Raw genomic sequence first — 12,313 nt, 5'->3', positions numbered from 1 at the left:
CGAAGGTCCTGTCCGGATGCGCCTTGCCGAACAGGTCGATGCCGGTGCCGCCCGGCATCGCCGCGGTGATGGCCACCACCTTGGGGTCGGCGTCGGCGCACTTGATCAGGCTCTCGCCGAACACGCGGGTGTAGGCCGGCGCGTTGGGCTTGGCCTTGGCCTGCACCCCCGACAGCACGTCGAACTTGACCACCCCGTGGTAGCGGTCGTCGCTGGCCTCCGCCGGGGCGTAGCCCTTGCCCTTGCGGGTGACCACGTGGAGCAGGATCGGCCCCTGCTCGGTGTCGCGGACGTTCTTGAGGATGGGAAGCAGGTGGTCGAGGTTGTGTCCGTCGATGGGCCCGACATAGTGGAAGCCCATCTCCTCGAACATCGTGCCGCCGCCGACCACGAGGGAGCGGGCGTATTCCTCCGCCGCCGCCGCGCGCTGGTAAATGGCTTTGGGCAGCAGCTTTCCGAGCTGCTTGGCGGTCTCGCGGAGCGACCGGTAGGTGCCGCCCGAGGCCAGGCGCGCGAAGTAAGTAGGCCGACATCGCCCCCACCGGGGGGGCGATCGACATGTCGTTGTCGTTGAGGATGACGATGAGGCGCGAGTGCAGCGCGCCGGCGTTGTTCATGGCCTCGTAGGCCATGCCGGCCGACATCGAGCCGTCGCCGATCACCGCGATCATGTTGCGGCGCTTCGGGGCCGGGGCGCCCTTGGCCTTGGCCTCCGCCTCGTCGAGGTCGCGCGCCACCGCCATGCCGAGGGCCGCGGAGATCGAGGTCGAGGAATGCGCCGCGCCGAAGGGGTCGTAGACGCTCTCCGAGCGCTTGGTGAAGCCCGACAGGCCGCCGGGCTGGCGCAGCGTCCGGATGCGGTCGCGCCGGCCGGTGAGGATCTTGTGCGGATAGGCCTGGTGGCCGACGTCCCAGACGATGCGGTCGTCGGGGGTGTCGAACACGTGGTGGAGCGCCACCGTCAGCTCGACCACGCCCAGCCCCGAGCCGAGATGCCCGCCGGTGATCGACACCGCCTCGATCATCTCGGCCCGCACCGCCTCGGCCACCGCAGGCAGATCGCTCTCGGGAAGCCGACGCAGCGCGGACGTCTCGTCGAGACCGTCTAGAATCGAGNCGATCATCTCGGCCCGCACCGCCTCGGCCACCGCAGGCAGATCGCTCTCGGGAAGCCGACGCAGCGCGGACGTCTCGTCGAGACCGTCTAGAATCGAGGGATTGGCTGAAGACACTGGCATTGACCCGTTGTTCGCTGGTGACCGCCCGAACGGGCCTGACCCTTCGCCACCCACGGCGCCGGCTCCCCCATCCCAACGGTTGATCCCTGGACTGAGCCGGGACCCTTGAATCTGCACTTATAACGTCATTGCACGGCTTTGCCACGCATGGGCTCAGGGCCGGTCGTCCCGCCCCCCATGACAGGCGCGAGCGTCCGGCGTAAGGGCGGCAGTTAAACCTCTGGCCGCCGCCGATCAACGGTGCGGTCGCTCCCGGTGGCCCGCAGGCATGGGCCCGCAGGCAGGGGACAGCAGGAAGGCAGACCATGCGTTCTCGCCCGATGATTCGCCGTCTCCGATCGGGCTGCCTCGCCACCGGCCTCGCCCTCGTCTGCGGACTGCCGGCCGGGGGCGCCCGGGCCGCGGAAACGACTCCCCGCGGCACCGTCGACCGGACCCCGTTCACGTCTGCGTGTCCGGGCCGGCATCCCTGTCGCCGCCAGGCCGGCCCCGGCCCGTCCGACCGCGACGTACATCCCTTCGAGGGCTCCCTCGGGCGCCCCTGCGCCTATCGCTGGCGCGAGACGCCGTCCGGTCCCCGCAAGGTCCGGGTGTGCTTCTGATTCGCGCCCTCGCCCTCCTCGTCCTCCTGGGCGGGCCCGCCCAGGCGCAGACCTGCTCCGAGCAGTTCGCGGAGGGAATGCGGCCCGACCTCGTCAACCCGAAGCTCGCGCGGCAGGCGACGCCCCTGTGCTACGCGGCGTTCGCCCTCCTGCATTCGGGGGTGTCCCGGACACCGATCTATGCCGCCGAGCGCCTGACCCGGTCGAGCGTCGCGGCGGCGCGCGCCGTCGACCGCGTCGATGACTTCCACGACGAGGACGCCCTGCCGGAAGCGGAGCGGGCGCATCTCGAGGACTACGTCCGCAGCGGGTTCGACCGGGGCCACATGGCGCCGGCCGGCGATATGCCGACGGGGGCCGCGCAGGCACAATCCTTCACCCTCGCCAACATCGTACCGCAGGACCGGGCCGTGAATCGCGGCCTGTGGGCGGCCATCGAGGAGAGCGTGCGCCGCCTCGCCACCGCCCGGGGCACGCTCTTCGTCGTCACCGGCCCGGTCTATGCCGGGGACAGCGTGCAGGCGATCAACGGCCGGGTCCTGGTGCCGACGCAGCTGTTCAAGGCGTTGTACGATCCGGCCAGGGGAGAGGCGGGCGCCTACCTCGTGCCCAACCGCGACGACGCCGAGTGGCGCGCCGTGTCGCTCGCCGAGCTGCGCGGCGTCGCCGGCCTCGACGTGTTTCCGGGACTGCCCGATTCGGTGAAGCGTCGCGCCATGGACCTCCCCGAGCCGCGCACCTATTCGCGGGGCGACGAAGCCGGCGGGCCGCCGCGCGGGCGGACTCGCGAACCGGATTCGTTCGAGGCCTGGGCCAGGAACCAGCTGCACCGCCTCGCCCGGCGCCTGTGGCGCGACCTGATGCGGGCGATTTTCTGAGAGAGGAGACGCGCATGTCAGACACGACGCCGCCGGTGTTCCGGCCCTTCGCCGACGCGGCCGCCGTGCGGACCATCGGCGGCCTCTGCCTGGAAAACGGTCGCGACCGCATCGTCGTGCACGGCTCCCTCGACCTGACCCGGGATCGCACTGGCCTGGGACGGGCGCGCGCCCTACGGGCGACGGTCACCGCCATCGTCGAGGCCCTCGAAGGGCAGAGCCTGCCCGAGGCGATCGCCGAAGCCACGACAGCCCCGGAGGTGGTGAAGAACCCCTTCGCCTGACGCCGCGCGTCCGATCTTCTTGCCGGTCCCGCGCCGCCCTGATACTCCGGCGCAACACTCATCAGGCGAAGCGATTGGCCCGGAGCGGTTCGACGACGGCGAGGGCCGGACCGTCCGACGGCGCATCGTGCGAGGCCCGGCCGGCTCCCCAAAGGGCCGCCGCGGGGCCGCGCACCCCATCATTCGGCATCGGCCGTGCCCGGAAGGGCCCCGATCCCACAGGTCAAGGATACCGGCATGGCGCGCGAATTCATCTACCACATGAAGGGTCTGACCAAGACCTACACCGGCGGCAAGAAGATTCTCGATAACGTCAATCTGTCGTTCTATCCGGACGCCAAGATCGGCGTGCTCGGCATCAACGGCTCGGGCAAGTCGACGCTCCTCAAGATCATGGCCGGCATCGACACGGAATGGACCGGCGAGGGCTTCGTCGCGCAGGGCGCCCGCGTCGGCTACCTGCCGCAGGAGCCCCAGCTCGACCCGAACAAGTCGGTCCGCGAGAACGTCATGGAGGGGGTCGCCGAGAAGCAGGCGCTCCTCGACCGCTACAACGAACTCGCCATGAACTATTCCGAGGAGACGGCGGACGAGATGACCGCCCTCCAGGACAAGATCGAGGCGGGCAACCTCTGGGAGCTCGACTCCAAGGTCGATCAGGCCATGCTGGCGCTCGGCTGCCCCACCGACGAGATGCCCGTCGCCACCTTGTCCGGCGGCGAGCGCCGCCGCGTCGCCCTGTGCAAGCTCCTGCTGTGGGAGCCCGAGTTGCTGCTGCTGGACGAGCCCACCAACCACCTCGACGCCGAGACGGTGAACTGGCTGGAGGGCCACCTCAAGCAGTATCCCGGCGCGATCCTGATCGTGACCCACGATCGCTACTTCCTCGACAACGTCACCGGCTGGATCCTCGAGCTCGACCGCACCCGAGGCTACCCCTACGAGGGCAATTACTCGGCCTGGCTCATCCAGAAGCAGAAGCGTCTGGCCCAGGAAGGCCGAGAGGACATGGCCCGCCAGCGCGCCATCAACCGCGAGCAGGAGTGGATCTCGGCCTCGCCGAAGGCGCGGCAGTCGAAGTCCAAAGCCCGCATCACCCGCTACGACGAACTCGTGGCGAAGCAGAACGACAAGATCGACGCCTCGGCGCAGATCGTCATCCCCATCGACGAGCGGCTCGGCAACAACGTCATCGAGTTCGACCATCTCAACAAGGCGTTCGGCGACCGCCTGCTCATCGAGGACCTGTCGTTCAAGCTGCCGCCCGGCGGCATCGTCGGCGTCATCGGCCCCAACGGTGCCGGCAAGACGACCCTGTTCAAGATGATCACCGGCTCCGAGACACCCGATGGCGGCACCATCTCGGTGGGCGAGACCGTGCATCTCGGCTACGTCGACCAGTCGCGCGACGCCCTCGATCCCGGCGCTACGGTCTGGCAGGAAGTGTCGGGCGGCAACGACATCATCTATTTCAACAAGCGCGAGATCAATTCCCGCGCCTATTGCGCCGCCTTCGCTTTCAAGGGCTCCGACCAGCAGAAGAAGGTCGGCACCCTGTCGGGTGGTGAGCGCAACCGCGTGCATCTGGCCCGCACCCTGAAGGGCGGCGCCAACGTGCTGCTGCTCGACGAGCCCACCAACGACCTCGACATGGAGACCCTGCGGGCGCTGGAAGAGGCGCTGGAGGATTACGCCGGCTGCGCGGTGATCATCAGCCACGATCGCTGGTTCCTCAACCGCATCGCCACCCACATCCTCGCCTTCGAGGGCGACAGCCACGTCGAGTGGTTCGAAGGCAACTTCTCGGATTACGAGGAAGACAAGAAGCGCCGCCTCGGCACCGATTCGCTGATGCCGAAAAAGCTCAAGTACAAGAAGTTCTCGCGGTAGGCCGCGAACCAGCGCTCGGCGCGCATCCCCTCTCCCGGCTTGCTGGGAGAGGGGACCGCATATCGCGTTTCGAGCCTTCTGAAGTTCGCAACGCTTTGTCATCCCGGGGCCGCGCAGCGGAACCCGGGACCCAGAAACACCGGTTTAACAAAGCCTTGCGCTGTCGGCGGCTCTCGATTGCACGCCTTCGGCGCGGCCCTTCGGGTCCGGGTTCGCCTGCGGCGCTTCGGAATGACACCGGTGACCATGTGCGATCGCCCCGTGAGCGGGGAGAGGATCGACGCTCACGTCCGCCTCAGGCCCGCGCGCTCAGCGCCAGGGCCTCGCCCAGATCCCGCACGTCCGTGAGTTTTCGCCCGCGCCGGCGCAGATCCGTCAGCAGGGCCCGGTCCGGGAACGGGCAATAGGGCAGGATGGCGGGCGTCTCGCCCTCTCGCAGCCTACCGTCGGCGAGTTGCGCCAGGACGCGGTCCAGCAGCACCCGTCCGTGCTCGTGCAGGCTCACGGACGCCCGCGTCGCCGTGGTGTCGGCCGGCAATGTCACCGCTTCCCGTAAAAGAATCGCCCCAGCATCGATGGTGACGGCGAGGCGATGCACCGTGACGCCGAAGGCCGGCTCCGGTTCGGCCAGGGCGTGGATCGTCGGCACGGGACCGCGATGGCGCGGCAACAGGCCGGGATGGACGTTGAAGCCGCCGAGCGGCGCCAGCGCCAGGGTCGCGCCTGACAGGATCTGGTCGAAGTGGAAGGTGACGATGATCCCGGGTGTGTGACGCGCGAACAGGGCCGCGACCTCCGGCCCGTTGACGTCGTCCACGGTCAGGGTCGGGATACCGAGGCGGTGGCACAGGGCCTTCAGGGGCGTCGCGGTGGGAGTGTCCGTCGTTCCCGCCAGCCGCCGGGTCAGCCCGGACAGGGGGGAGAGCAGGTCGGGCAGCCCGAAATTCACCCCGAGATACGGCAGGATCGCCGGTCCCGAGCGCGCGAGATGCCGCCGCACCTGACCGATGAGCCCCCCCGAACTCGGACGCTCGGCGTTGGACAGGCCGACGAAGGCGATGTCGGCCGCATGGTCCGTGACGAAGCGGCGGACGGCGCGCGCGTTCGGCAGGGCCTCGAGGACGAAGAGGGCGAGGCGGGGGCGGCTCATCGGCCGGTCCGGATCTTGAACTTGAACCCGCTCATGCCGAGGCGCCGCAGGGACTCGGGCAGCAGGGCCGAGCCGCGGGCGAGGGCCGCGATGATCCACGGGAAAGCGACGATGTCCCGGTCGCGGGCCAGCCCCCTGGCGATGCGGGCGGCGGCGTCCGCCGCGTCGATCTCCATGGGTCGCCAGCCCTGATACTCGCCGCCCATGGCGGTCCGGACGTAACCCGGCGTCACCACGTTCACCTTGACCCCGTGGGGCTTGAGCTTTTCGCGCAACGCCAGCCCGTGGGCGAGGAGGGCGGCCTTGGTGCCGCTATAGGCCGGCGCGTCGGGCAGGGGCGCGAAGGCGGCGAGCGACGAGACCAGGGCGATCTGACCGGTGCCGCGGGCGCGCATGAGGTCGACGCAGGGGAGGGCGACGTTGAGGGCTCCGTCGAGGTTCACCGCCACGGTCTCGAACGCCATGGCGGACGTCTCGACGTCGCCGCCGGGGTCGCCACCGTTGATCGCCGCGTTGACGATCACGAGGTCGAGGGGATGGGCGGCGTGGGTGGCCGCGAGCCAGGCGGCGATGCCGACCCGATCGCGCACGTCCAGGCGCTCGATCTCCACGATCGCGCCCCTGGCGCGGCAGGCCTCCGCCACGGCGTCCAGGCGGGTGGCATCGCGGCCGTGCAGCACGAGGGTGGTGGCGGGCGTCGCGTAATGACGGGCGAGCGCCGCGCCGATGCCGCTCGACGCGCCGGTGATGAGGATGACGGGCATCGGCTCTGTGGGTTCTGGAAAGGGGAGCGGGCCGGCGCTTCAGTAGACCGGCGCGAGATCCTGCGCATCCCCGGTCTCGGCGCGGCCGGCCTGGGCGGCGGCGAGTGCCGCGGCCGGGAGGGTCGCCTCCAGGCGCGGGATCGTCCCGGCCACGGCCCGGGCGATGGCCTCGCGGGAAAAGAAGCCGCCGTTGACCTGGGTGCGGTGCAGGACGACCCGGCGGAAATCGCGCATCAGGTCGGGGTCCGGCGCCACCGGCGCCGTCCAGAACGTCGCGAGGCCGCCCGCATCGGTGAGGCCCGGCAGGTTGTAGATCGCCTCGCCGGTGGCGAGGGTCGGACAGCCGAGTTCGAGGGACAGCATACCGACGGTGCTGTTGACGAGCACCACGCCGCGGCTGCCGGCGATGAGGCTCGGCAGATCGCCGCCGTCGATGATGTCGAGGCGGTCGTTGACCCCGTGACGCTTGGCCGAGTGACGGGCGTACTTGCGCCAGTTGATCAAACCGCTGTCGAGGGGGTGGAGCTTGATCAGGAGCCGGGTCGCGCCCTTCGAATCAGCGGCGAAGGAGGCGATCACCCGGTCCATGAACGCCTCGACCCCGAGGAAGGGGGAGTGGACGCGGATCTGGTAGTCGCTGTCGAGTTGAAGCGGCAGCAGGAAGTAATCGACCCCCACCGCCGTGTAGGCCTCGTTGAGCCGGGCCGCCTCGCGCCGCGTATGGGCGCGGCGGGCGAACTTCTTGATCCAGCCGGCATATTCGACGGCGATGTGGTTGGGTCGGTGGCTGCGGAAATGCGGGAAGAAGTACGGGAAGCCGAAATTGGCGATGTTGTAGGCCACATCCCACAGGCTGCGCCGCGCCATGTCCCCGCTCGACGGCATGGCACGCCCCGGCTGCGGCAGGCGCCGCGCCACGGCCCGGATGGCCTCGGCGGTCTTGGGCAGGGACGAGTGACCGTTCACGCCGCCGAGTTCGCAGGTGATCCAGTTCGGCCGAAGGTAGCCTTCCTCGAACACGTGGAGGCGCACGCCCGACGGCTCGGCCGCCGCACGGGCGGCGACGTGGTAGGGCCGGCAATCGCCGAACAGGATGATGTCCGTGACCCCGTGCCGGGCGATGTACTCGGCGACGTACCCGCCCCAGTTCTCGAACGACCCGCGATAATTGTCCGCCGGCAGACGCCAGAACAGCCAGTCGCCGGAGGAGAAGTTGATTCGCCGGACCCGGTGACCGCGCTCCTCGAGGCTGCGCCCGAGATCGGAGAAGAACGGGGAGGCGACGCCCTGCAGGAACAGGAACGTGGCGGGTCCGTCGCGATGCGCGGGGGCGCGGGGTTGCAGCATTCCGAGGCGCGGGGTCCTGAAGCCCGGATACCCGGGCGAATGTCACGATGGAAGACGTCGCATAGCCGTTGAAAGGCAGCAATCTTAAGGCATGGTTGCACAAAACGAATTTTAATCCGTGTGACCCGGCGGCCACGCAGCTCTTGGCAGACGGCCATTCCCCGCGAACGGGTCGCATCGGGCCCCGCGAACGGGTCGCATCGGGACGGCCGCTTGCGCGTTCGCGGTGTTTCAGGGTCGACCGGTCCGAAAACCGGTTCCCACTGTTCGGGCCGATGCTCTAGAGCCTGCAGCATCGGGCCGGACGCGGCGGCCCTCCCGTGTTGGTCGAACCGTTCATGCGCCCGAACCCGCCGCCCTCCCTGTTCTCCACCGGCCGGACCATCCGGGCCCTGCGCACGCAGGTCGCGGCGGCGACGGGCAGCGCGTTCGCCCACCCGTTCCAGCCCGGCACCGTCGCGGTCGTTTGGGGTGCGGACGGCGTCACGGTCGCCGCCTTGAGCCGTCTCGGGCGGCCGGTGCTCACGGTCGCGCCGGGACCGATTCTCAGTCCCTACGACACGCCCGCCACGGGGATGGCGAGCCTGCGCCTCACCCTCGACGGGGCGCCGATGGGCGGCGTCCGGGCGGATCCGGCCCTGGCCGACCGATTGGCGCATCTGCGCCTGCACGGCCGAAACCGGTTTTCGGCAGGGGCCGGCGCGGTGGCCGAGATCGAAGGCGTGGCGCTGATCCTCCTCGACGGCGCGGCGACCCCGGCCCGGACCCGGGCCTTCGTCGCCGGCGTGCTGGCCCGTCACCCGCAGGTGGACTTCGTCGCCGCCGGCCCCGAGGGCTGCGCCGATCTCGCACCCGCGCCGCGCCTGCGGGTCGTGCGGGCCCCCGTCGACCCCTGGGCCGCCTGCACCGCCGCCGCGCGGGTCTTCACCGGCGATGCGGCGAGCGCCGGCACGGCGCGCCTCGCGGGCGCCGATGTGGTCGAAGCCGATCCGCCGACCGAGCTCGACGACGCCTACGGCGCCGGCATCCACTGGTTCGATCCCTGGACCCGCGCGCCCATCGCCCGCGCGGAGTGCCTCGACAAGGTCGCGTGGCTGCGGGCGCGGTTCCGCGACAACGACCGGCCGACGGTGCTCGTCGGCATCTCGCGGTGGAAGCGGCCCGGCCTCGACGCCTTCACGACCGGCCCGTTCGGCCCGCCCATCCACGCCATGGCGGCCGAGGACGCGGTGCACCGTGCGCCCCCCGGCGCCCGGGTCCTCGCCTGGGCGACGCGGATGCCCGAGCGCCTGGAAGCCCTCTGCGCCGAGGCGGGGTTGCCCCTGTGGCGGGTCGAGGACGGGTTCCTGCGCTCCGTCGGGCTCGGTGCCAGCCTGCAGCCCGGCGCCTCCATCGTGGTCGACGATTCCGGCATCTACTACGATCCGCGGCAGGACAGCCGCCTCGCGCGCATCCTGAAGACCGTCGCCTTCCCGCCCGATCTCGTGGCGCGGGCCGAAGCCCTGCGCCGCCTCGTCGTCGCGCGGCGCCTGACGAAGTACAATGTCGGCCTGTCGGACGAATCCGGATCGTGGCCGACGGACCGCCGCATCGTCCTCGTGCCGGGGCAGGTCGAGGACGACGCCTCCGTGCGGCACGGCTCGCCGGTGGTGCGCTCGAACCGCGCCCTGCTGGCGGCGGCCCGCGCCCGCAACCCCGACGCCTTCCTGCTCTACAAGCCGCATCCCGACGTCGAGGCCGGCTTCCGGCCGGGCAGGATTCCGGAGGCCGAGACCCTGGCGCTCGCCGACCGCATCGTCGGCGGGCTGTCCATCGTCGATCTCCTCGACCGGGCGCACCACGTCGAGACCATGACGTCGCTGGCCGGGTTCGAGGCCCTGATCCGTGGCCTCACCGTGGCGGTCCACGGGCGCCCGTTCTATTCGGGTTGGGGCCTGACCGAGGATCTGGCGCCCAACGCCAACCGCGGACGGCGCCTCGCCCTCGACGAACTCGTGGCCGGGACGCTCCTGCTCTACCCGCTCTACCTCGATCCCGTGGCGATGAAGCCGTGCTCGGCCGAGCAGCTCCTCGACCGCCTGAGCGCCGAGCGCGATGCCACCGCGCCCTCCGCGCTCGCCCTCAGCCGCCGCACCCTCCTGGCCATGCGGGCGCGCTACGCCGTGCTCAACCCCATCGTCCGGCTCCTGCGTGCCCGGCGGGGAGTCGGGCTGGGTGCGCAGGACGCATCCCCGGTGGCGAAAACTCCAGACAAGGCGGACCCGGCTTGATCCTCACGGCCCTCGTCACCGCCCTCGCCCTCAGCCTCGCCATCGAGGCGTTCGACGGGCGCGGCGTGCGTCCCATCGGCCGGCGTCCCGGCGACCTCGCCGTGCGACTCTCGGCCTACGCTCTCGTGGCCGCGTTCTGGTTCGCGTTCTCGTGGCGCCCCTGGCTCGCCGGGTTCTCGTGCGTGCTCACCGTGGCGATCCTGACGGTGGTGAGCCGGCTCAAGCGCGGCGTCATCGGCGAGCCCCTGGTGTTCAGCGATTTCGCGCTCCTGCGCCAGGTGCCGCGCCACCCCGAACTCTACTACACCCGGCCCCTCACCGATCCGCGGATGGCCGGGCCGATCCTGGCGAGTGTCCTCGGAGTCGTCCTCTGGTACCGGGTCGAACCGGCCGCGCTGCCGCACGAGCCGAGCGTCGCCGTACTGGCGGTGATCGCCTTGCCTCTGACCCTCTGGACCCTGGCGCGGATGGCCGGGCAGGGCGTCCTTAGCCGCTGGCTCGCCGCGCGCTTCCCCGCGCCCGCCCTGGAAGCGGACATCGCCCGCTACGGCCTGCCGGCGACGATCCTGGCCTATGCGGCACGTTGGCTGAGCCTGCGCGCGCCGGTCGAACAGGCGCCACGGGCCATCGTCCCCTCGGGGGCATCGGACCACGTCGTCGTGGTGGTCCAGCTCGAATCCTTCGTCGATCCGGTTCGCCTCGGCGGCCCCGCCCTGCCCGTGATGGCAGCGTTGCGCGCCCGCGCGACCCGGTACGGCCGCCTGCGGGTGCCGGCCCACGGTGCCTACACCATGCGGACCGAGCACGCGGTGCTCACCGGTCGCGACGCCGAGGATCTCGGTTTCGGCCGGTTCGATCCCTACCTCACGGGGGGCGGCGCCGAGCCGACGAGCTTGGCCGGCCTCGCCCGGCGGTCCGGTTACGCGACCCTGTTCGTCCACCCCTTCCACCGCGACTTCTTCAACCGCGCCGCCGTCGTGACCCGCCTCGGGTTCGACCGCCTCGTCATGGAGGAGGACTTCGCCGACGCCCCCCGCGTCGGACCGTATGTCGGCGATATCGCCCTGGCCGAGCGGGTTCTGGTGGAGATCCGGGCCCGGACCGGTCCGCTGTTCCTGTTCTGCGTCACCATGGAGAACCACGGGCCGTGGAAGCCCGGGCGTCTGCCCGGCCTCGACGATCCGCACGCCCAGTATCTCCACCACCTGGCCCATACGGGGGAGGCGGTGGACAGGCTCATCGCCGGGCTGGACGACCGCGTTGCGCGCGAAGGGATCTCGGCGACCCTCTGCGTGTTCGGCGACCACGCCCCGGCCCTGCCGAACTGCCGCCCCGGCTTCGGCGGTACGGCGACGGACTACGCGGTGCTGCATTTCGGCGGCGTGCAGCCCGTCCCGGCCAGGGTCGATCTCACCGCCGACGCCCTCGGGCGGTTGCTGCGGGCGGAGGTCTCCCCGGATCGAGGGCGACCGTCGCCAACGGTGCCGTAAGCCCAAGCGTGACCGTGCCACCCTCGTGACGCATTCTGGGCGGAGACGTCCCGGTCGGCTGGAAATCCAGCCTCGCGCAACAACGATCCGTTAATCTTATGGCAGCGTTTGCCCCATAGGGATGACGGGTTGCCCGCGAACGTGCCGCCGGGTTCGACGTCGAGACGAGGCGCTCCCGGTCTCGCCGTCGCGGAATGGGCGGCACTGCCGGACCGCGCTTCGCGCGAAACCCGGCCTGGAGAAATTGAATGGTTCGCACAGCGGCTCTCGCGGCCCTGACGGCATGCCTCGTGTCCGGTTGTTCCTCGATCCTACCCGGTGCGGGCCCGACGACGGGCGCCATCGTGGACGGGGCCGACGTGTCGACGAGCGAGGGCACGTTCGCGCGCTACGAACTCGT

General features: G+C 70.7%; 9 protein-coding genes and 2 pseudogenes. 7 read left to right on the top strand and 4 right to left on the bottom strand.

Annotated elements, in window-relative coordinates:
• Window positions 1–1,116, bottom strand: a pseudogene (locus ASF22_RS16310) (1-deoxy-D-xylulose-5-phosphate synthase N-terminal domain-containing protein); the annotation flags it as partial.
• Window positions 1,117–1,543: 427 nt separating this feature from the next.
• Here ASF22_RS16310 and ASF22_RS24980 point away from each other — a divergent pair.
• The 4 genes from ASF22_RS24980 to ettA all read left to right on the top strand — a co-directional run bounded on the left by ASF22_RS24980 (window position 1,544) and on the right by ettA (window position 4,892).
• The gene (locus tag ASF22_RS24980) at window positions 1,544–1,840 is read left to right on the top strand and encodes a hypothetical protein (protein ID WP_244473797.1); all 297 of its coding nucleotides are present in this window, start codon (window positions 1,544–1,546) and stop codon (window positions 1,838–1,840) included.
• A gap of 26 nt (window positions 1,841–1,866) precedes the next feature.
• Window positions 1,867–2,718, top strand: coding sequence for a DNA/RNA non-specific endonuclease (locus ASF22_RS16305; protein ID WP_244473798.1), 852 nt, complete (start codon window positions 1,867–1,869; stop codon window positions 2,716–2,718).
• 14 nt (window positions 2,719–2,732) lie between these two features.
• A complete protein-coding gene (locus tag ASF22_RS16300; RefSeq protein WP_056172226.1) occupies window positions 2,733–3,002 on the top strand; it encodes a hypothetical protein in 270 nt (89 codons plus the stop codon).
• 237 nt (window positions 3,003–3,239) lie between these two features.
• A complete protein-coding gene (gene ettA / locus ASF22_RS16295) occupies window positions 3,240–4,892 on the top strand; it encodes an energy-dependent translational throttle protein EttA (protein ID WP_056172228.1) in 1,653 nt (550 codons plus the stop codon).
• A gap of 295 nt (window positions 4,893–5,187) precedes the next feature.
• On the opposite strand, the gene ASF22_RS16290 is transcribed toward ettA, so the two are convergent.
• The 3 genes from ASF22_RS16290 to ASF22_RS16280 are packed head-to-tail and all read right to left on the bottom strand — an operon-like array spanning window position 5,188 to window position 8,153.
• The gene (locus ASF22_RS16290) at window positions 5,188–6,042 is read right to left on the bottom strand and encodes a formyltransferase family protein (protein WP_056266296.1); all 855 of its coding nucleotides are present in this window, start codon (window positions 6,040–6,042) and stop codon (window positions 5,188–5,190) included.
• Complete coding sequence (locus ASF22_RS16285) at window positions 6,039–6,806, bottom strand: SDR family NAD(P)-dependent oxidoreductase (RefSeq protein ID WP_056266294.1); 768 nt, start codon at window positions 6,804–6,806, stop codon at window positions 6,039–6,041. Before ASF22_RS16285 ends, ASF22_RS16290 begins: the two co-directional genes overlap by 4 nt.
• A 39-nt stretch (window positions 6,807–6,845) precedes the next feature.
• Window positions 6,846–8,153 (bottom strand): capsular biosynthesis protein, encoded by a 1,308-nt coding sequence (locus ASF22_RS16280; protein WP_056266291.1) that lies wholly within the window; start codon window positions 8,151–8,153, stop codon window positions 6,846–6,848.
• 338 nt (window positions 8,154–8,491) lie between these two features.
• Here ASF22_RS16280 and ASF22_RS23280 point away from each other — a divergent pair, with 338 nt between their 5' ends.
• The 3 genes and pseudogenes from ASF22_RS23280 to ASF22_RS24975 form a co-directional block, all read left to right on the top strand.
• Window positions 8,492–10,423, top strand: coding sequence for a capsular biosynthesis protein (locus ASF22_RS23280; RefSeq protein WP_082483762.1), 1,932 nt, complete (start codon window positions 8,492–8,494; stop codon window positions 10,421–10,423).
• A gap of 41 nt (window positions 10,424–10,464) precedes the next feature.
• Window positions 10,465–11,913, top strand: a complete 1,449-nt coding sequence (locus tag ASF22_RS16270; protein ID WP_244474316.1) for an LTA synthase family protein — start codon at window positions 10,465–10,467, stop codon at window positions 11,911–11,913.
• A 248-nt stretch (window positions 11,914–12,161) separates the two neighbouring features.
• A pseudogene (locus ASF22_RS24975) lies at window positions 12,162–12,313 on the top strand (sugar transporter); the annotation flags it as partial.

The organism is Methylobacterium sp. Leaf87 (assembly GCF_001422775.1).
Taxonomy (GTDB): domain Bacteria; phylum Pseudomonadota; class Alphaproteobacteria; order Rhizobiales; family Beijerinckiaceae; genus Methylobacterium.
Note: the sequence above shows the minus strand (reverse complement) of the source record. Positions and strands in the feature narration are given on the sequence as shown.